At 71.9% G+C, this 18670-nt stretch carries 17 protein-coding genes and 1 pseudogene; 16 read left to right on the top strand and 2 right to left on the bottom strand.

Annotation, left to right across the window (positions count from 1 at the left end):
* Positions 1-460 precede the first annotated feature (460 nt).
* The 8 genes from MFF40_RS15900 to phnE (MFF40_RS15865) all read left to right on the top strand — a co-directional run bounded on the left by MFF40_RS15900 (position 461) and on the right by phnE (MFF40_RS15865) (position 10076).
* Entirely contained in the window at positions 461-3646 is a 3186-nt protein-coding gene (locus tag MFF40_RS15900; protein WP_238261303.1) for an autotransporter family protein, read from the top strand.
* 142 nt (positions 3647-3788) lie between these two features.
* Positions 3789-4937, top strand: coding sequence for a ceramide glucosyltransferase (locus MFF40_RS15895; RefSeq protein ID WP_147897524.1), 1149 nt, complete (start codon positions 3789-3791; stop codon positions 4935-4937).
* A gap of 26 nt (positions 4938-4963) precedes the next feature.
* Complete coding sequence (locus MFF40_RS15890; protein WP_238261301.1) at positions 4964-5650, top strand: DUF1045 domain-containing protein; 687 nt, start codon at positions 4964-4966, stop codon at positions 5648-5650.
* A complete protein-coding gene (locus tag MFF40_RS15885) occupies positions 5643-6275 on the top strand; it encodes an LbetaH domain-containing protein (RefSeq protein WP_147897526.1) in 633 nt (210 codons plus the stop codon). Before MFF40_RS15890 ends, MFF40_RS15885 begins: the two co-directional genes overlap by 8 nt.
* A 123-nt stretch (positions 6276-6398) precedes the next feature.
* The gene (gene phnC / locus MFF40_RS15880) at positions 6399-7247 is read left to right on the top strand and encodes a phosphonate ABC transporter ATP-binding protein (protein ID WP_147897527.1); all 849 of its coding nucleotides are present in this window, start codon (positions 6399-6401) and stop codon (positions 7245-7247) included.
* Between the two features lie 126 nt (positions 7248-7373).
* Positions 7374-8303, top strand: a complete 930-nt coding sequence (gene phnD, locus MFF40_RS15875) for a phosphonate ABC transporter substrate-binding protein (protein ID WP_147857800.1) — start codon at positions 7374-7376, stop codon at positions 8301-8303.
* A 25-nt stretch (positions 8304-8328) separates the two neighbouring features.
* Complete coding sequence (gene phnE, locus MFF40_RS15870) at positions 8329-9210, top strand: phosphonate ABC transporter, permease protein PhnE (protein ID WP_147897528.1); 882 nt, start codon at positions 8329-8331, stop codon at positions 9208-9210.
* On the top strand, positions 9207-10076 hold the full coding sequence (phnE, locus tag MFF40_RS15865) for a phosphonate ABC transporter, permease protein PhnE (RefSeq protein ID WP_147857430.1): 870 nt from the start codon (positions 9207-9209) through the stop codon (positions 10074-10076). The genes phnE (MFF40_RS15870) and phnE (MFF40_RS15865) overlap by 4 nt, the downstream gene beginning before the upstream one ends.
* 26 nt (positions 10077-10102) lie before the next feature.
* On the opposite strand, the gene phnF is transcribed toward phnE (MFF40_RS15865), so the two are convergent.
* On the bottom strand, positions 10103-10846 hold the full coding sequence (gene phnF, locus MFF40_RS15860) for a phosphonate metabolism transcriptional regulator PhnF (RefSeq protein WP_238261300.1): 744 nt from the start codon (positions 10844-10846) through the stop codon (positions 10103-10105).
* Positions 10847-10925: 79 nt separating this feature from the next.
* On the opposite strand from phnF, the gene phnG reads away from it, so the two are divergent.
* The 8 genes and pseudogenes from phnG (at position 10926) to phnN (ending at position 17241) form a co-directional block, all read left to right on the top strand.
* Entirely contained in the window at positions 10926-11393 is a 468-nt protein-coding gene (gene phnG / locus MFF40_RS15855; protein ID WP_147897531.1) for a phosphonate C-P lyase system protein PhnG, read from the top strand.
* Between the two features lie 2 nt (positions 11394-11395).
* Positions 11396-11983 carry a phosphonate C-P lyase system protein PhnH gene (gene phnH / locus MFF40_RS15850; RefSeq protein WP_238261299.1) on the top strand — a complete coding sequence of 196 codons (588 nt, stop codon included), beginning with the start codon at positions 11396-11398 and terminating at the stop codon, positions 11981-11983.
* A gap of 3 nt (positions 11984-11986) precedes the next feature.
* The gene (locus MFF40_RS15845) at positions 11987-13087 is read left to right on the top strand and encodes a carbon-phosphorus lyase complex subunit (protein ID WP_147857188.1); all 1101 of its coding nucleotides are present in this window, start codon (positions 11987-11989) and stop codon (positions 13085-13087) included.
* A 173-nt stretch (positions 13088-13260) separates the two neighbouring features.
* Positions 13261-14094: pseudogene (locus MFF40_RS15840) on the top strand (alpha-D-ribose 1-methylphosphonate 5-phosphate C-P-lyase PhnJ); the annotation flags it as partial.
* Positions 14091-14864: a phosphonate C-P lyase system protein PhnK gene (gene phnK / locus MFF40_RS15835; RefSeq protein ID WP_147897533.1), complete on the top strand. Its 774-nt coding sequence runs from the start codon at positions 14091-14093 to the stop codon at positions 14862-14864. The pseudogene MFF40_RS15840 and the gene phnK, both read left to right, overlap by 4 nt.
* Positions 14861-15565: a phosphonate C-P lyase system protein PhnL gene (gene phnL / locus MFF40_RS15830; protein ID WP_147856638.1), complete on the top strand. Its 705-nt coding sequence runs from the start codon at positions 14861-14863 to the stop codon at positions 15563-15565. The genes phnK and phnL overlap by 4 nt, the downstream gene beginning before the upstream one ends.
* A 9-nt stretch (positions 15566-15574) precedes the next feature.
* Positions 15575-16711 carry an alpha-D-ribose 1-methylphosphonate 5-triphosphate diphosphatase gene (locus MFF40_RS15825; protein ID WP_238261295.1) on the top strand — a complete coding sequence of 379 codons (1137 nt, stop codon included), beginning with the start codon at positions 15575-15577 and terminating at the stop codon, positions 16709-16711.
* Positions 16711-17241, top strand: coding sequence for a phosphonate metabolism protein/1,5-bisphosphokinase (PRPP-forming) PhnN (phnN, locus tag MFF40_RS15820; protein WP_238261292.1), 531 nt, complete (start codon positions 16711-16713; stop codon positions 17239-17241). The genes MFF40_RS15825 and phnN overlap by 1 nt, the downstream gene beginning before the upstream one ends.
* A gap of 200 nt (positions 17242-17441) precedes the next feature.
* Here phnN and MFF40_RS15815 read toward each other — a convergent pair whose 3' ends face one another.
* Positions 17442-18305, bottom strand: a complete 864-nt coding sequence (locus MFF40_RS15815; RefSeq protein ID WP_238261290.1) for an outer membrane protein — start codon at positions 18303-18305, stop codon at positions 17442-17444.
* Positions 18306-18670 lie beyond the last annotated feature (365 nt).

Genomic DNA, 18670 nt, shown 5'->3' with positions numbered 1-18670 from the left:
CGGGATTAAGATTCTGGGATGACGTTTCGGTGACGTTTTACCGAATGTATTCAGCGAAGCATTATATTCGTGCGTCCACCGCCAACGATCCGAAAATATCAATCCGGACGAAGTCTATTCCGCCCTCTTCGAGGTCTGGGTCGCGGTGTTTACTGGTACGACCGCGCCGGGTCCGGGTACCGAGACCTGACATCCGTCCGGCGATGGTCCGCGTCGATCGAAAGGCCGGCGTCGGGCGCGGGGGACGCGTGAAGCTTTTGTGGCGGTGCGGCCGCAGCTTCGGAAGCATAGCGCAAGACGATCCGAACCTGGATTTGTGCCGGCTAATATATCGTGCTGTTGCTGCCGGGATACACGCGATGATTCAGGGCTTTGTGAATGGATTATGACGCATTCGCGTTCGTGGAAGTGGCTAAATCTCCCGCCGCAGGCCGAATGGCCGCGGGCTTGGGGGCCAGGAATGAACGTTCGCTTTGGGGTCTCGATCGCGGCCTTGATGGTCGCCGCGTGCGGGTCGGAGGTGCAGGCGCAGACCGTCAACACGACGGCCTCCGACGTCAACGTGCTCAATCTGCTGGCGCCCTACCTGGCGCTCAACGGGACGGCGGCCGGGCAGGCGACGCTGACCCTGAACCTGGCGCAGACCATCGCGCTCAACACCGGCGCGGACCTCGCCCGGCAGCAGGTGGCGATCAGCGACAAGAACCTGCTCAGCGCGGCGAGCAACAGCCTGTCGTCCTCGGGGCTCGGCAGCTACGGCGTCGCGGCCAACATCGCCGGCGGCCTGCCCGGACAGATTCCGATCAACGGCATCGTCCCGCAGCAACGGGTCGGCGGCCTCGGTGCGCAGCTCGGCCCGATCTACCAGCGCGGGACCGCCCAGGGCGTGAACGGCGCCCTCGGCAGCGTGGTCAACCTGCTGGTCAACGCCAACACCTTCACGGGCAACAACCTCGGCGTCGCCAAGAACTACTTCGCCAACGGCGCGGCCAACAACCCGAGCGTGACGCCGGCCAACTACGTGGCGGTGCCGGCCGTGGCGCCGGCGGGTTACAGCCTGCCCACCGCCAACGGCCTGCCCAACACCACCAACAGCGTCTACGACCTCGCCTACGGCGTCACCAACACCCAGCCCGGCCAGGACGTCTACGGCTCGTCGCGCCCGGTCCAGGTCGCACCCGGCCGGATCAACCCGTTCGATCCGACGGCGCTCACCGGCCTCGCGACCAACGCCTCCTTCCCGAGCGGGCACACCACCTACGCGTTCACCAGCGGCTACCTGCTGGCGATGCTGGTGCCGCAGCAATATCAGAACGTGCTGCTGCGGGCCTCCGAGTACGGCGAGAGCCGGATCGTGCTCGGCGTCCACTATCCGCTCGACGTGATCGGCAGCCGGGCGCTGGCGGCCTACGACCTGGCCCAGGCGTTCACGAACCCGGCCTACGTCAACAACGCCGCGGTGACCGGCGTCGCGATCAACCTGCCGAACCAGTTCGTGCAGGCGCAGGGGCAGCTCCAGGCCTACCTCGCCGCCCAATGCGGCGACACCGTCGCGGCCTGCGCGGGTGGCGCCGCCAACACCGCCGGCAACCCCTACGTGCCATCCGGGGCCAGCCAGGCCGCCTACCAGCAGCGCCTCACCTACGGCCTGCCGACCCTCACCTTCGCCCAGGCCCCGCGCGAGGCGGCCCCGGCGGGCGGCCCCGACGCCGCGATCCTGCTGGCGCCGCTCTACGGCGGATCGACCGCGGCCGCCCGCACGCTCGCCCCGCAGGGCGGCCTCTACGGCCAGCTCTCGACCGCCACGATCAACCAGATCGTGGTCAACACGCAGACCAACGCGCTCGCCGCCTTCTACGGCAGCCCGCTCAGCTACTGGAGCCGCATCGACCTCTATTCCGCCGCCGGCTATTTCGGAGCCGTCACCGGCACCCTGCGGATGGACACGAGCGACCGCCTCGGCATCGATGTCGGAATCGGCAACGGCGGCGCGCTCTACGCCAACGGCACCATCGCGGGCACCGTCTCGGTCGGGGCCGGCGGACTGCTCGGCGGCTCGGGCACGCTCGGCGGCCTCAACGCCCTGTCGGGCGGTATCGTGGCGCCGGGCAACTCCATCGGCACCCTCAACGTCGCCGGCTCGGTCGCCTTCGCGCCGGGCTCGGTCTACCGGGTCGAGGCCAACGCCGCCGGACAGGCCGACAGGATCGCGGCCGGCGGTGCCGTGAGCCTCAGTGGCGGCACCGTGCAGGTCGTGGCCGCCTCAGGCGCCTACAGCCCGCGCACCACCTACGCCATCCTGAGCGCGGCCGGCGGCGTCTCGGGACGGTTCGACGGGGTCACGGCGAACCTCGCCTTCCTCAGCCCCGGCCTGCGCTACCTGCCCAACGACGTCGCCCTGACGCTGACCCGCAACGACGTCCCGCTGGCCGCCGGCGCCACCGGCCGCAACGGCGTCGCGTCCGCCAACGCGCTCCAGGCGGCGGGGTCCGGCCGGGCCTACGACGCCGCCCTGGCGTTCACCACCGCCGAGGCCGCCGACGGCTTCCGGGCGCTCGCCGGCGACATCCACGCCGGCACGGTGTCGGCGGCCTACGAGACGGCGTTCTTCGTGCGCGAGGCGGTGCTCGACCGGCTGCGCTGGGGCGGCTCGGCCGCGAGCCTCGACGACGGCCGCGTGCCGGCGGCCTACAGCGCCGACCTGCCGGGCCGGTCGCCCGTGGTGGCGAGCGTGCCGGCGCGGATCCTCGACCCGCAGGTGTTCGGGCTCTGGGGCCAGGGTTTTGGTGCGTTCGGCACGGCCGGCGGGGGCGGCAACGCCTTCGACCTCGACCGGCAGATCGCCGGCTTCGCGCTCGGCGCCGACATCCGGCTGCCGAGCGGGTTCAAGTTCGGCGTGGTCGGCGGCTACACCGAGGCCAACCTCGACAGCGCCGGCCGGCAGGGCGGCAATGCCCGGGCGGAGAGCGCGACGCTCAAGAGCGGCTTCGGCGGCGTCTACGGCGGGTACGAATTCGGTCCGGTCGCGGTGCGGCTCGGCGCCCTCTACGCCGACACCGACACCCGCACTCGGCGCAGCGTGCTGTACGGCCTGTCGGACAGCCCGACCGGGCATGGTGGCGGCCACACAATCCAGGGCTTCGGCGAGATCGGCTACCGGTTCACCCTGAGCGCGCCGGCGGCCCTGATGGCGAAGGACGGCCCGGCGCTGCAGCAGGCCTCGACCTATCTCGAGCCGTTCGTCGGCGCGGCCTATATCGGCATCCGGCGGGACGGGTTTGCGGAGACGGGCGGCGCGGCGGCCCTGGTGAGCTACGCGCGCGACTATGACCTCGGCGCGGTGACGGCAGGCGTGCGGGCGCAGACCAGCCTGGATCTGGGCTTCGGGCTTCCGGTGAAGGCCTACGGCCTGCTTGGCTACCGGCGGGCGTTCGGGGACGTGGTCCCGACGGCGCTGCTGAGCTTCGGCACCGGCCCGGCCTTCCTGAGCGCGGGGGTGCCGATCGACCGGGACGCGCTGGTCGCGAGTGCGGGGCTCGACCTGCGGGTGGCGCCGAACGCGACCCTCGGCGTGTCCTACACCGGCCAAGTCGGCGCCCGGGCGCAGGACCAGGCCGTGAAGGGCAACCTCACGCTGCGGTTCTGAGGGAGGCGCTGTCACACGGTTGACGCGGTCCGGCCGCTAGAGCCGTCCCCGATCACGTTGTGATCGGGGACGGCTCTAAGTCCTTGATTCAACGCGCTCGCCGGCGATCCGGGCCGATCACGGGCGTGAACAAGGGATCCGCATGATTGACCCCACGGTGTCGGCGTTGTCCCTCGGCGCGCTGTTGGCCCTGATCCAGATCGCCAGCATCGCGATCGCGGGCCGGCGCATCGGGACGGTCCACGGCGCGTCCACCTTCCCGGCCGGGGCCCCGGTCTCCCTGGTCCGGCCGCTCCACGGGGTCGAGGCGTTCAGCGACGAGATGCTGGCTCGCAGCTTCCGCCTCGCCTATCCGGCCTACGAGCTGATCTTCTGCGTGGCCGACCCGGCCGATCCGATCGTCCCGCGGGTGCAGCGCCTGATCGCCGACCACCCGCAGGTGCCGGCCCGGCTGATCCTCGGCGACGAGCGCGTGAGCGACAATCCCAAGCTGAACAATTGCGTGCGCGGCTGGCGCGCCGCCGCGCATGACTGGGTCGTGCTCGCCGATTCCAACGTGGCGATGCCGCCGGATTACCTCCAGCGGCTGCAGGCGGCCTGGCGGGCCGACACCGGCCTGGTCTGCTCGACCCCGGCGGGCGCCCGGCCGGGCAATTTCATGGCCGAGGTGGAATGCGCCTTCCTCAACACCCTGCAGGCCCGCTGGCAATACGCGGCCGAGGCGTTCGGCCTGGGCTTCGCGCAGGGCAAGAGCATGCTCTGGCACAAGCCGTTCCTGGAGGCCCGGGGCGGCCTTCAGGCGCTGGCCTCCGAGATCGCCGAGGATGCAGCCGCCACCAAGCTGGTGCGCGCCGCCGGCAAGCGCGTCCACCTCGTGGCGAGCCCGTTCGAGCAGCCGCTGGGACAGCGCGGCTTCCGCGAGGTCTGGGCGCGGCAGCTGCGCTGGGCGCGCCTGCGCCGGGTGACCTTCGCGCTGTTCTTCATCCCGGAGATCGGCAGCGGCGTCCTGTTGCCGGCGCTGCTGGTGGCGCTGTGGGCCGGCAGCCCGGCCGGCCTCGCGGGCGCTGCCGGCCTCGTCGGGCTGTGCTATGGCGCCGAGTACCGGCTCGCTTTCCGCGCGGGCTGGCAACGCGGGCCGCGCATGCTGGCGGCGTTCGTGGTGCGCGACGCGCTGATCCCGGCTCTGTGGCTCGGCGCCTGGGTGCAGAGCGCCATCGTCTGGCGCGGCAACGCCATGGATGTGCGCCCGCGCCGCGCCGGCGTCGACCGCGCCTGCGCGCCGACGGCGTGACCGCGCGGAAGGCCGGAGGTCACGATATGACGCGCCGTTACGCCCTCTACTGGCTCCCCCCGCCCGGCTCGGGCCTGGCCGCCTTCGGCAGCGCCGTCCTCGGCTACGACAACGCCGCCGGCGCGCCGGTGCCGCATCCGCAGGCGCTCGGCGACCTCGCCGCCGTCACGGCGGGCGCCCGGGTCTACGGCTTCCACGCGACGCTCAAGGCACCGATGCGCCTCACCCCGGGGGCCGAGGAGGCCGACCTCGTCGCGGCGGCGCGGGACCTCGCGGCCGGGCACCCGCCGGTGGCGCTCGGCCCGCTGGCCGTCGCGGCGCTCGGACCGTTCCTGGCGCTGGTTCCCGCGGCCCCGCCGCCGGAACTCGGGCTGCTCGCCGCCGAATGCGTCGCCGCCCTGGACCCGTGGCGGGCGCCGCTGTCCGAGAGCGAGCGCGCCAAGCGCCGCCCGGAGCGCCTCGATCCGCGCGGCCGCACCCTGCTCGCCCGCTGGGGCTATCCGTATGTCTTCGAGGCCTTCCGGTTCCACATGACGCTGACCGATGCGCTGCCGGATCCCGACCGCGCCGCCTGGCAGCGCCGCCTGACCGACGCCTACGCGGCCACCGGCCCGGAGCCCGCGGTGATCGACGCCCTGAATGTGCTCGTGCAGGACGGGGCCGAGCCGTTCCGGCTGCTGGCGCGCCTGCCGTTCGGAGACGCGCATGGCTGAGCGGCATCTCGGCCTCCAGCCGGCCGTCGACCCGAGCGCCCGGATCGTCGAGTGCCATCTCGGCCGCTACACCGAGATCGGCGCCCGCACGCGCCTGACCGAGACCGTGCTCGACGATTATTCCTACATCGGCCAGGACGGCGAGGTCATCTACACCACCATCGGCAAGTTCTGCTCGATCGCCGCCGCGGTGCGGATCAACCCGGGCAACCACCCGATGGAGCGCGCGAGCCAGGCGCATTTCACCTACCGGGCCCAGGCCTACTGGCCCGAGGAGGCGGACGAGGACGCGTTCTTCGCGCGCCGCCGGGCCAGCCCGGTGACCATCGGGCACGACGTCTGGATCGGCCACGGGGTGGTGGTGCTGCCCGGCCGCAGCATCGGCACCGGCGCGGTGGTCGGGGCGGGCGCGATCGTCACGCGGGACGTCCCGGCCTACACGATCGTCGTCGGCAACCCGGCCCGGCCGGTGCGCCGCCGCTTCCCCGAGCCGGTCGCCGAGCGGCTGGAGCGCCTCGCTTGGTGGGATTGGGACCACGAGCGCCTGCGCAGGGCGCTGCCGGATGTCCGCGCGCTGCCGATCGAAGAGTTTGTGGAGCGGTATACGAGTTGGTCGGGGACCTAGGGAGAAACCGGGTCGGGCGTCGCGGATTTTGGTGCGCCGACTAAAGAAATCATTTCGTATTCGTCATTCAACCGTCGTGGAAGAGGCGTTTAGCTGCCTCCACCCCGCAGCGGATGGAAGTTTATGCTCGTCGTCGAGGATCTCACGCGTCAGTACGGCGGCCGCCTGGCCGTGGACGGAGTCTCGCTGCGGATCGAGCGCGGCAGTTTCGTCGGCGTCATCGGCCGGTCTGGAGCTGGCAAATCAACGCTCCTGCGCCTGATCAACCGCCTCGCGGACCCGAGTTCCGGGCGCATCCTCCATGACGGTCGCGACATCACCGGCCTGAGCGGTCGGCCGCTCCGGGAATGGCGCACCCGCTGCGCCATGATCTTCCAGCAGTTCAACCTCGTCGGCCGTCTCGACGTGATGACCAACGTGCTGATGGGCCGGCTCAGCCATGTGCCGACCCACCGCTCCCTGCTCCGGCTGTGGTCGGACGAGGACAAGGCCATGGCGCTCGCCGCCCTGGAGAGCTTCGACATGGGCGAGTTCGCCGGCCAGCGGGCCGACGGCCTGTCGGGCGGCCAGCAGCAGCGCGTCGCCATCGCCCGGGCGCTGGTGCAGGAGCCCGAGATCCTGCTCGCCGACGAGCCCGTGGCGTCCCTGGACCCGCGCAACACCCGGCTGGTGATGGACGCGCTGGCGGCCGTGAACCGGCGCTACGGCATCACGGTCCTGTGCAACCTGCACTCCCTCGACCTCGCCCGGGCCTATTGCGACCGCCTCGTCGGGCTCGCCGCCGGCCGGGTGGTGTTCGAGGGCGGCCCGTTCGACCTCACCGAGGACGTGGCGCGCCGGCTCTACGGCCTGGAGGCGGGCGAGGTGCTGGACGATTCCCCGGAGCGCGAGGCCGAGCAGCGGGCGGCCCTGCCGGGGCTGCCCGGCCTCGTCCCGGCCCAGCCCATCCGCGAGGCCGCCATCGGCGCCTGAACCGGGCGCCGGTCGCCGGCGCACCGGGCTCGAGGCACCCAACAACGACGGATGGAAACGCCCGACCGGGCGCGCCGAGCGCGCGGCCGGACGATCCCGCGCTTGAACAGACCCGAGGACCACCCGATGATCACCCGACGCACCCTCGCCGCCGCCGCGGCGTCGCTCGCCCTCTTCAGCCTGCCGGCCGCCGCCCAGGAGTGGAAGGCCAAGTATCCCGAGCTGACCCTCGCGGTCATCCCGATGGAGAATGCCAGCGGCACCAACGACCGCTACGCGCCCCTGGCCGACTACCTGACGAAGACGATCGGTGTGCCGGTCAAGCTGCGGGTCGCCAGCGACTACGCCGCGGTGATCGAGGGCCAGCGCGCCGGCAACATCCAGATCGCGTTCTACGGGGCCGCTTCGTTCGGCCGGGCCGTGATGACCGGGGTGAAGATCGAGCCGCTGGTCAACCCGCAGCACGAGACCGGCGCCTCGGGCTATTACTCGGTGCTCTACGTGCTGGCTTCCAGCCCGTACAAGACGGTGGCGGATTTGAAGGGCAAGAACCTCGCCCTGGTCGACCCGAACTCCACCTCCGGCAACCAGGCGCCGCGCTTCTTCCTGAAGCGGGCCGGCTTCGACGTGGACAGGCATTTCGGCAAGGCGGTCTTTGCCGGCAGCCACGAGAACGCCGTCCTGGCCCTGACCCAGGGCACCGTCGAGGCCGCCGCCAACCTGTGGAATTCCGAGACCGACACGATGGTGACCCGCATGGTCGCCAAGGGCGTCCTGAAGAACCCGGACGGCACGCCGATGAAGCAGTCCGACTTCCGGGTGGTGTTCAAGTCCGACTTCCTGCCGGAGGGCCCCTACGCCGTGCTGGCGAGCCTGCCGGACGACCTGAAGGCCAAGATCCGCCAGGCCTTCCTCGACCTGCCGAAGGCCGACAAGGCGGCGTTCGACAAGCTGTCCGACGGCAAGGATCTCAGCCTCACCCCGGTGACGCTCAAGGATTACCAGCCGGTCATCGACATGCTGAAGTTCAACGACGAGCAGCGCAAGAAGTCCTGATCGCGGTCCTGAGGAGGCGCCGGCCTTGCGCGGCCTGACACCCCTGCCGCCGGAGCGGGCAGCCGCCCTCTCCGGCCTGTACGCGGCGGCGAGCGGCTCCGCCCGCCGCCGCACCCTCGCGAGCTTCGCCGTCCTGGCGGTGCTGGCGCTCCTGGCGGGCCTCGCCGCCGAAGTCCGGCCGCTGGTCTTCGTCGAGAACATCGGCAAGTTCACCGCCTATATCGAGCAGATCTGGCCGCCGATCGGCCTCGATCACCCGCTGGAGGACGTGCGCGCCTGGTACTGGGGCCTGCCCGGCTGGCTCGCCCTGCTCGGCGAGACGCTGCTGATGGCGTATCTCGGAACCCTGCTCGGGGCGGTCGCGGGCTTCGCCCTCAGCTTCGTCGCGGCCGCCAACCTGGTGCGGTCGGCCACGGTTCGCTTCCTCGCCAAGCGCGTCCTGGAGGTGTGCCGCACGATTCCCGACGTGGTGTTCGCGCTTTTGTTCGTGATCGCCTTCGGCCTCGGCCCGATGGTCGGCGTGCTGGCCCTGGCGATCCACACCACGGGGGCGCTGGGCAAGCTGTTCTCAGAGGTGGTCGAGAATATCGACATGCGGCCGGTCGAGGGCCTGTCGGCCTCGGGCGCCAGCTGGCTCGAGACCGTGCGCTTCGCGGTGCTGCCGCAGGTGCTGTCGAACTTCGTCTCCTACGCGCTGCTGCGCTTCGAGATCAACGTGCGCGGGGCGGCGGTGCTGGGCTTCGTCGGCGCCGGCGGCATCGGGCAGGAGTTCCTGGCCGCGATCCGCAACTTCTACTACGCGGATGTCAGCGCGATCCTGGGGCTGATCATCCTGACCGTCGTCGGCATCGACCTCGCCACCGAGCGGGTCCGGCACCGGCTGACCGGCCCGGAGGAGGCCCGATGAGCCGCGCCGGAACCGAAACCCTGCGGGCGGCGGCCCGGGCCGATCTCGCGCGCCTGCGCGCCCGCTATCCCGCCCAGTTCCGGACCGATCGGGCCGCGCGCCTGCGCCGGCTGGCGGTCCTCGCGGGCCTGGCCGGGCTTGCCGGCTTCGGCGCCTGGCAGTTCGAGATGTCGCCCGCCCGGATCCTGTATGGGCTCGGCCGTCTCGGCACCTTCGCGGTGCTGATGCTGCCCCCCTCGCCGGAGGGGCATTTCGGCACCTTCGTGCACGCGCTGGGCGAGACCCTGGGCATCGCCTTCCTGGGCACCCTGACGGCGGCGATCCTGGCCTTCCCGGTGGCATTGCTGGCCGCCCGCAACGTCGTGCCCAACCCGTTCGCGCATTTCGCCGTGCGCCGGGGCCTCGACGTGATGCGCTCGGTCGACGTGCTGATCTGGGCGCTGATCTGGATCAACGTCGTCGGCCTCGGCCCCTTCGCGGGCATGCTCGCCATCGCGTGCTCGGATTTCGGGGCGTTCGGCAAGCTGTTCTCCGAGGCGATCGAGACCTGCGACCGGCGGCCCGGCGAGGGTGTCGTCGCCTCGGGGGGCTCGACCCTCCACCGCATCCGCTTCGGGTTGATCCCGGGGGTGCTGCCGGTCCTGGCGAGCCAGGTGCTGTACTTCTTCGAATCGAACACCCGCTCGGCGACGATCATCGGCATCGTCGGGGCGGGCGGCATCGGCCAGTACCTCACCGAGCTGATCCGCGTACTGGAGCTGAAGCAGGTCGCCTTCCTCGTGCTGATGATCCTCGCCACCGTGGCGGCGATCGACTGGGTCTCGACCCGCCTGCGCCGGGCGATCATCGGGCCGGCGGCCCGCTGACCGGCTCCAACCCGGCGGCGTGCGCTCTAGCCGCCGATCACCAGCTCGACCCGGTCGGCGGCGAACAGGGTGCGGTTCGCCTGGATCGGCGCGCCAGCGGTGTCGATGTTGACGCTCGACACCACCATGACGACCCGCCCGGGGGCGATATCGAGGCGCTCGGCCTCCTGGGCGTCGGCCGGGCGGGCGCGGATCCGCGTCGAGAGCCGGGTGTAGTCGTGGACCCCGCAGGCCGCGAACGCCCGGGTGATCGAGCCGCGCTCGGCATAGGCTGCGGCGAAATCGGAGAAGCGCGGCAGGGGCAGCCAGGTCTGGGCGGTTGAGATCGGGGCATCGTCCGCCCGGTGGATCGTCAGCAGTTCCAGGATCGGCGCCCCCGGCGCGATCGCCAGGGCCGCCGCCTGCTTCGGGCCGGCCGGGACGGTGGCGGCGGCGAGCAGGTCGCCCCAGGCCTCGCGCCCCGCCCCGGTGACGATCTCCGAGAAGCGGGTGCGCGGGCCGATCGGATAGGCGAGCGGCGCCTCCTCCACGAAGGTGCCGCGCCCCTGGCTGGCGCGCACGAGGCCCCCCTCCGCCAGGGCGGCGAGCGCCCGCCGCACCGTGTGGCGGTTGACGGCGAAGCGCGCGGCCAGCGCCGTCTCGGTCGGCATCTGCTGGCCCGGCGCGTAACGCCCGGCCGCGATGTCGGCGGTCAGCGCGTCGGCGATCTGCCGCCACGCCGTCAGCCCCTCGCCCCGGATGAGGCCGGGCGCCTGCTCCTGTGCATCCATACCGTCATCCAAACTTCATTTGCGCCCGGCACGCTAGTTGTCTACACGACTAGACAACAGCTCGACAGAGGGATTCGCGATGGCGACGCGCCCGCATCAATCGGGACCGGACGATATCGCGGCCCGGCAGGCCGTCATGGCGCTCTGCACCGAGGCCAGCCGGGAGGACCTCGACGCCGCCTTGCGGTCCCTCGAAGCCCCGGCCTCCGAGGACCTGCGCCCCCCGGAGACCGGCCTCGTCATGGCGACGGGCCGGATCGGCGGCGACGGGCGCCCGTTCAACCTCGGTGAGGTGAGCGTGACCCGGGCGGCGATCCGGCTCCCGGATGGCGCCACCGGCTTCGCCTATCATCTCGGCCGCGACCGGACGAAGGCGCGGCTGGCCGCCACGCTCGACGCGCTCTGGCAGGATCCGGCCCGGCGCGCCGGGGTCGAGGCCGCCCTGCGACCCGCCGCGCAGCGGGCCGAGGCCGCGGGCCGACAGGCGGCCCGGCGCAGCGCCGCCACCCGGGTCGATTTCTTGACGCTGGTCCGCGGGGAGGATTGAGCATGCTCGCACCCGGCTTCGCCGACCCCGTCCACGACGCGCAGGGCACCTTCCGCGCGGTGATGGATGCGCTCGCCCGCCCCGGCCTGCCCCGGCGGCTCGACACACGGCTCGCGCCGCCCGCCCCGCTGACCCCGGAACTCGCCGCGGTCGCGCTGGCGCTGACCGATGCGGACACGCCGGTCTGGCTCGATGCCGGCCTCGCGGCCGCGCCCGAGGTCGCCGCCTACCTGCGCTTCCACACCGGCGCGCCGCTGACGGACGACCCGGCCCGGGCGGCCTTCGCGCTGATCCGCGATCCGGCCCGCTGCCCGCCGCTCGCCCGGTTCGCCCAAGGCACCCCGGCCTATCCCGACACCTCGACCACCCTGGTGCTCGCCCTCGACCGGATCGCGGCCGGGGTGGGGCTCCACCTCACCGGGCCCGGCATCAGGGGCGCGACCCGCATCGCCCTCGCGCCCGTGCCGGACGGGTTCGTGGACCAGTGCGCCGCGAACCACGCGGGCTTCCCGCTCGGAATCGACCTGATCCTCACCGCGCCCGGCCTCGTCGCGGGCCTGCCGCGCTCCACCGCCGTCACGGAGAGCTGACCGATGTACGTGGCCGTGAAGGGCGGCGAAGCCGCCATCGACAACGCCCACCGGCTGCTCGCCGAGGCCCGCCGCGGCGACCCGGCCGTGCCGGAACTCTCCGTGTCGCAGATCCGCGAGCAGATGGCGCTCCTGGTCGATCGGGTGATGGCCGAGGGCTCGCTCTACGATCCCGACCTCGCGGCGCTGGCCCTCAAGCAGGCCCGCGGCGACGTGGTCGAGGCGGTCTTTTTGGTCCGCGCCTACCGGACGACCTTGCCGCGCTTCGGCGCCTCCAAACCCGTCGATACCGGCGCCATGGCGGTGGCCCGCCGGGTCTCGGCGACTTTCAAGGACTTGCCCGGCGGCCAGGTTCTGGGGCCGACCTTCGACTACACGCACCGGCTGATCGACTTCGCGCTGGCCGCCGAGGGTGCGGTCGCGCCCGCCGCCGAGGCCGAGCCGCGCGACGATGCCGGGATCTGCCCGCGGGTCACCGATATGCTGGCCCAGGACGGCCTGATCGAGCCTTCGCCCCCGGATGACGGCGCCCCCGTGGGCGACCTCACCCGGGAGCCGGTGGATTACCCCGCCGACCGGGCCCTGCGCCTCCAGGCCCTGGCCCGGGCGGACGAGGGCTTCGTGCTCGGCCTCGGCTACTCGACCCAGCGGGGCTACGGCCGCACCCACCCGTTCGTGGGCGAGATCCGGGTCGGCGACGTCGCCGTGGAGTACGTGCCGGAGGAACTGGGCTTCCCGGTGCCGCTCGGCCGGATCCGGCTCACCGAGTGCCAGATGGTCACCCAGTTCAAGGGCTCGGGTACGACGCCCCCGCAATTCACCCGCGGCTACGGGCTCAGCTTCGGCCAGAGCGAGCGCAAGGCGATGGCGATGTCCCTGGTCGACCGGGCGCTGCGGGCGGAGGAACTCGGGGAGCCGGTGGCGAGCCCCGCCCAGGACCAGGAATTCGTGCTCGCCCATTGCGACAGCCTGCAGGCGACCGGCTTCGTCGAGCACCTGAAGCTGCCCCACTACGTCGATTTCCAGGCGGAGCTGGAGCTGGTCCGGCGCCTGCGCGCCGAGTTTTTTCGAGGCTCAGACAGCATGCAGGAGGCGGCCGAATGAGCGCGATAGGGATGCTTCCGCTTGAAGGCGGCGCTCCGGAAGTGGCGCAGGTCCCCTCTCCCGTGCGGGAGAGGGACAGGGTGAGGGATGCGCCGTATCCGGAAAGACCTGATCCCTCACCCCAACCCTCTCCCGAACGGGAGAGGGGGCCCGGTGCGTCGGAGGCTTCCGAAGCCGGCTACAATTTCGCCTATCTCGATGAGGGCACGAAGCGGATGATCCGCCGGGCCATCCTCAAGGCCATCGCGGTGCCGGGCTACCAGGTGCCGTTCGCCTCGCGCGAGATGCCGATGCCCTACGGCTGGGGCACCGGCGGCGTGCAGGTCACGGCCGCGATCCTGGGGCGGGCCGACGTGCTCAAGGTGATCGATCAGGGCGCCGACGACACCACCAACGCCGTCTCGATCCGCCGCTTCTTCGCCCGCACCTCCGGGGTCGCCACAACCACCCGGACCACCGAGGCGACGATCATCCAGACCCGCCACCGCATCCCGGAGACGCCGCTCTCCGAGGGGCAGACCTTGGTCTACCAGGTGCCAATCCCCGAGCCGCTCCGCTTCCTCGAACCGCGCGAGACCGAGACGCGCCAGCTCCACGCGCTCGCCGAGTACGGGTCCATGCACGTCAAGCTCTACGAGGACATCAGCCGCCACGGCCACATCGCCACCACCTACGCCTACCCGGTGGAGGTGGCCGGCCGCTACGTGATGGACCCGTCGCCGACGCCGAAATTCGACAACCCCAAGATGGACGACTGCCCGGCGCTCCAGCTGTTCGGGGCCGGGCGCGAGCGGCGCATCTACGCGGTGCCGCCCTACACCGCGGTGCGCAGCCTCGACTTCGAGGACCACCCGTTCCGGATCCAGGAATTCACCGAGCCCTGCGCGCTGTGCGGCGCCCGCGGCCACTACCTCGACGAGGTGGTCACCGACGATTCCGGAGGCCGGATGTACGTCTGCTCGGACACCGACTTCTGCGAGACCCGCGTCGCGGAGGCCGCCCGATGAGCACGCCGCTCCTGTCCGCCCACGGCCTGACCAAGGCCTACGGGGCGCGGCTCGCCTGCGCGGGGGTCGATCTCGACGTCACCGAGGGCGAGGTGCTCGCCATCGTGGGCGAATCCGGCTCCGGCAAGTCCACGCTCCTGTCCCTGCTGGCGGGCGAGCTGGCGCCGGATTCCGGCTGCGTCCGCTACCGGATGCGCGACGGGCAGAGCCGCACTCTCGCCGACCTCGGGCCCGCCGAGCTGCGCCGGCTGATGCGCACCGACTGGGGCTTCGTCCGGCAGGACGCCCGCCAGGGCCTGCGCATGGCGGTCTCGGCCGGCGGCAACGTCGGCGAGCGGCTGATGGGCATGGGCGAGCGCCATTACGGCCGGATCCGCGGCCAGGCGCTCGACTGGCTCGGCCGGGTCGAGATCGAGGCGGCCCGCGTGGACGACCCGCCGAGCCAGTTCTCCGGGGGCATGCGCCAGCGCCTGCAGATCGCCCGCAACCTCGTCACCGGCCCCCGGCTGGTGCTGATGGACGAGCCGACCTCGGGGCTCGACGTCTCGGTCCAGGCCCGGCTCCTCGACCTGATCCGGCGGCTTTCGGCCGAACTCGGTCTCGCGGTGATCATCGTCACCCACGACCTCGCGGTGGCGCGCCTGCTCTCGCACCGGATCGCCGTGATGCGGGCCGGCCGGGTGATCGAGACCGGGCTGACCGACCGGGTGCTCGACGACCCCGAGCACGCCTACACCCAGCTCCTCGTCTCCTCGGTGCTCGCCGCATGACCGCGCTTCTGACCTTCCAGGACGTCGCCAAGAGCTTCACCCTGCACCTGCGCGGCGGCGTGGTGCTCCCGGTTGTGGGCGGCGTGAGCCTCGCGGTGGCGCCAGGGGAGTGCGTGGTGCTCGGCGGCCCCTCGGGCGCCGGCAAGTCCTCGCTCCTGAAGATGGCCTACGGCAACTACCGCTGCGATGCCGGCACGATCCTGGTCCGCGACGGCGGCGCCGCGATCGACGTGGTCCGGGCCGACCCGCGCACCATCCTGTCGCTGCGCGCCCGGGTCATCGCGTACGTGTCGCAGTTCCTGCGGGTGATCCCGCGGGTCTCGGCCCTCGACGTGGTCGAGGCCGCCGGCCGCGAGGGCGGATTGTCCGAGGACGAGGCCCGCGCCCGGGCCAAGACCCTGCTCGCCCGGCTGAACCTGCCCGACCGGCTCTGGAGCCTGCCGCCCGCGACCTTCTCCGGCGGCGAGCAGCAGCGCGTGAACATCGCCCGGGGGCTGATCGCCGACCGGCCGCTGTTGCTGCTCGACGAGCCCACCGCATCGCTGGACGCCAGCAACCGCGCCGTGGTCGCCGAACTCGTCCGCGAGAAGCTGGCGGCGGGGGCCGGCGTGCTCGGCATCTTCCACGACGGCGAGATGCGTGATGCCGTGGCGACGCGAATCGTCGACGTGACCCGCTTCGCGCAAGCCCGGGCGGCCTGAGGAGACCCGATGAGCGACATGATCCTCGAGAACGCGCGCCTGGTCCTGCCGGACCGTGTCGAGCACGGCTGGCTCGCCGTGGCCGACGGCCTGATCGCGGAGATCGGCACCGGGCGGGCGCCCGAGCGCGGCCTCGACCTCGGCGGCGACCACCTGATCCCCGGGCTGATCGAGCTGCACACCGACCATCTCGAGAGCCACTTCGCCCCCCGGCCCAAGGTCCGCTGGCATCCCCTCGGCGCGGTGCTGGCCTACGACGCGCAGATCACCGCCTCGGGCATCACCACGGTGTTCGATTCGCTCCGCGCCGGCAGCGACCCCGACGGCAGCGGCCTCGGCTCCGAGCTGAAGCAGCTGGCCGCGGCGATCGAGACCGCGCGGGCCGGCAACCTGTTCCGGGCCGAGCACTTCACGCATCTGCGCTGCGAGCTGCCCTCGGCGGACGTCCTCGACACGGTGGCCGAGTTCAAAGCGCAGTACACGATCGGCCTGATCTCGCTGATGGACCACACCCCGGGCCAGCGCCAGTTCCGCGACATGGAGAAGTACTACACCTACGCCACGCGGGGCGGCCGGAGCCTGGAGGAGATCCGGCTCAACACCGAGCGCAAGATCCGGGACGGCAAGGCCCTCAACGGGCGCAACCGCCCGGCCCTGGTCCAGTTCGCGAAAGACATGGGCATCCCCCTGGCGAGCCACGACGACACGACCCTGGCCGACGTCGAGCTGGCGGCCGGGGAGGGGGTGGCGCTCGCCGAGTTCCCGACCACCCTGGAGGCGGCCGAGGCCGCGCACGGGCGGGGGATCACCGTGATGATGGGCGCGCCGAACCTGATCCGCGGCGGCTCGCATTCCGGCAACGTCGCCGCCCTGGCGCTGGCCGAGGCCGGCCACCTCGACATCCTGTCGTCGGATTACGTGCCCGCGAGCCTGCTGATGGCCGCGTTCCTGCTGCCCGAGCAGGCGCCCGGGATCTCGCTGCCGCAGGCGCTGGCCACCGTCACGGCCAACCCCGCCCGCGCCACCGGCCTGACCGACCGCGGCGCCCTGACGCCCGGCCTGCGGGCCGACCTCGTGCGGGTCCAGCGCGCCGAAGGGGTTCCGGTGGTCCGCGAGGTCTGGCGCACCGGCCGACGGGTCGCCTGATGGCGGGCTGCCTGGTCCTGGTGGTCGGCCCGAGCGGGGCCGGCAAGGATACGCTGATCCGGCTGGCCCGGGCGGAACTCGCGGGCGACCCGCGCTACGTCTTCCCGCGCCGCCTGGTGACCCGGCCGCCGTCGGGCGACGAGGACAACGACGAGATCGACGAGGTCGCCTTCGCGCGCGGCTGCGCGGCCGGCGCGTTCACCCTGCACTGGCGGGCGCACGGCCTGGGCTATGCGATCCCGACGCAGGCCGCCGAATGCGCGCGCGGCGATCGCGTGGTGGTCTGCAACGTCTCCCGCCGGATCGTCGAGGAGGCCCGGGGCAGCGGCCTGCCGGTGAGCGTGGTCGAGGTCACGGCGCCCCCCGAGATCCTGGCACGCCGGATCGCGGCCCGGGGCCGGCCGGAGGACGGGGACGTCGCCGCGCGCCTGGCCCGCGAGGCCCGGGTCTCGGCCGACTTGACCATCCTCAACACGGGCGCGCCGCAAGAGGCGGCGGCCCGGCTGATCGCGCATCTGCGCGCCCGCTAGAGCGCTTTCGTTCGTCGCAAGAGAGCGCGTCAAAACACGAGCTTAGAGCCGTGGCCGACCCAACGTGGTCGGGCACGGCTCCGGCGCGCGCGGCACGCGACCGACCAAGACAACGACGAAGGGCGCGCACCGGTCCCGGCACGCGCCCTCGAAGGATGGCCCGGGAGGATCGCTCCCGGACCGATGTCTGTGGCGAAGTCCTAGAAGCCGCCGAACTTATAGTTGAAGCCGGCGCGGACGATGCTGCCCTCGGTCCGGAAGCGCGAGATGTACGAGCCGGTGCCCACGCCGGGGACGGCGCCGACCAGAACGCTCTGGCTGCCGAGGTCGTAGTGCAGGTACTCGGCCTTGATGGTCACGGCGTCATACTTGATGCCGAGATACTTGCCGACCGCGAAGGTGTTCAGGAAGCTGTCGGTCGGAATGGCGAACTCGATGCCGCCGCCGTAGGCGAAGCCGGTCTTGAAGTCGTCGTAGCGGCCGGCGAACTGCAGGGCGCCATCGGGCCGGTAGAAGTTCGCGTCGTGGAACACGTTGCCGTAGGCGAGGCCGCCCATGCCGTAGACCATGACCCGGTCGAACGCGTAGCCGACGCGGCCCGTGAGGGTGCCGAGCCAGTCGAGGCTCTGGCGGAACTGGCTGATGTTGGGGACCGTGCCGCCGGCGTTCGGCGCGCCGACAACCACCCGGTTCTTGGTGATGTCGGTCCAGTCGATGCTGTTGGCGATACCGACGACGATGCCGGAGCCCGGCGTGAACTGGTAGTTGTAGCCGGCGGTGCCACCGATGTTGGCGAAGCCGTCCTGCGAGGTCGAGGTCAGGAGCGGGCGGCGCCCGGCCTGCACGTTGGCGCCGTTGACCGGCAGGACGCCGACGGTGGTGATGCGCTGGTTGTCGGTGAAGGTGTAGGCCGACTCGAGACCCGCGTAGAAGCCCGTCCAGGTGAAGACCGGCACCGGGGTGAAGATCGGCGGCGGCGCGGCGCGGCGCGGCAGGTCGGCGGCGACGGCGGCCGTCGAGACCAGGACGGTGGCAGCGCTGGCGAGGAGGAGCTTCTTCATCATGTTCGCGGAACCCGGGTGACCAGTGGTTGTCCCCACTTAAGCTCGGCCGCGTCGGGTCCGCTATGCCCTCTAAGCCACACTGTGTCTCGAAAGTGTCCACCGGAAGTGGTGGCCATCAATATTCACGCTGTCCAATCCGGCGGTTCGGCGCTTGACAGACGCCGTCGCCCCGGGGGCCTCGTGCGCGCCGGACCTTGATCGCAAGCGGCCGACCCTCTAAGCGGACCGCGTTTTTCGCCCCGCTTCCGCGTTCGGGGCGGCCGTCCAGGATCCGGGGAACAGCGTGGTCCCCGCCGCAGGAATGGGAATCATGGGCAAGGAAAAGTTCGCTCGCACCAAGCCGCACTGCAACATCGGCACGATCG

Origin of the sequence: Methylobacterium mesophilicum (assembly GCF_022179445.1) — a bacterium.
GTDB classification, from domain to species: domain Bacteria; phylum Pseudomonadota; class Alphaproteobacteria; order Rhizobiales; family Beijerinckiaceae; genus Methylobacterium; species Methylobacterium mesophilicum.
This window is presented reverse-complemented; position numbering and strand designations above follow the sequence as displayed.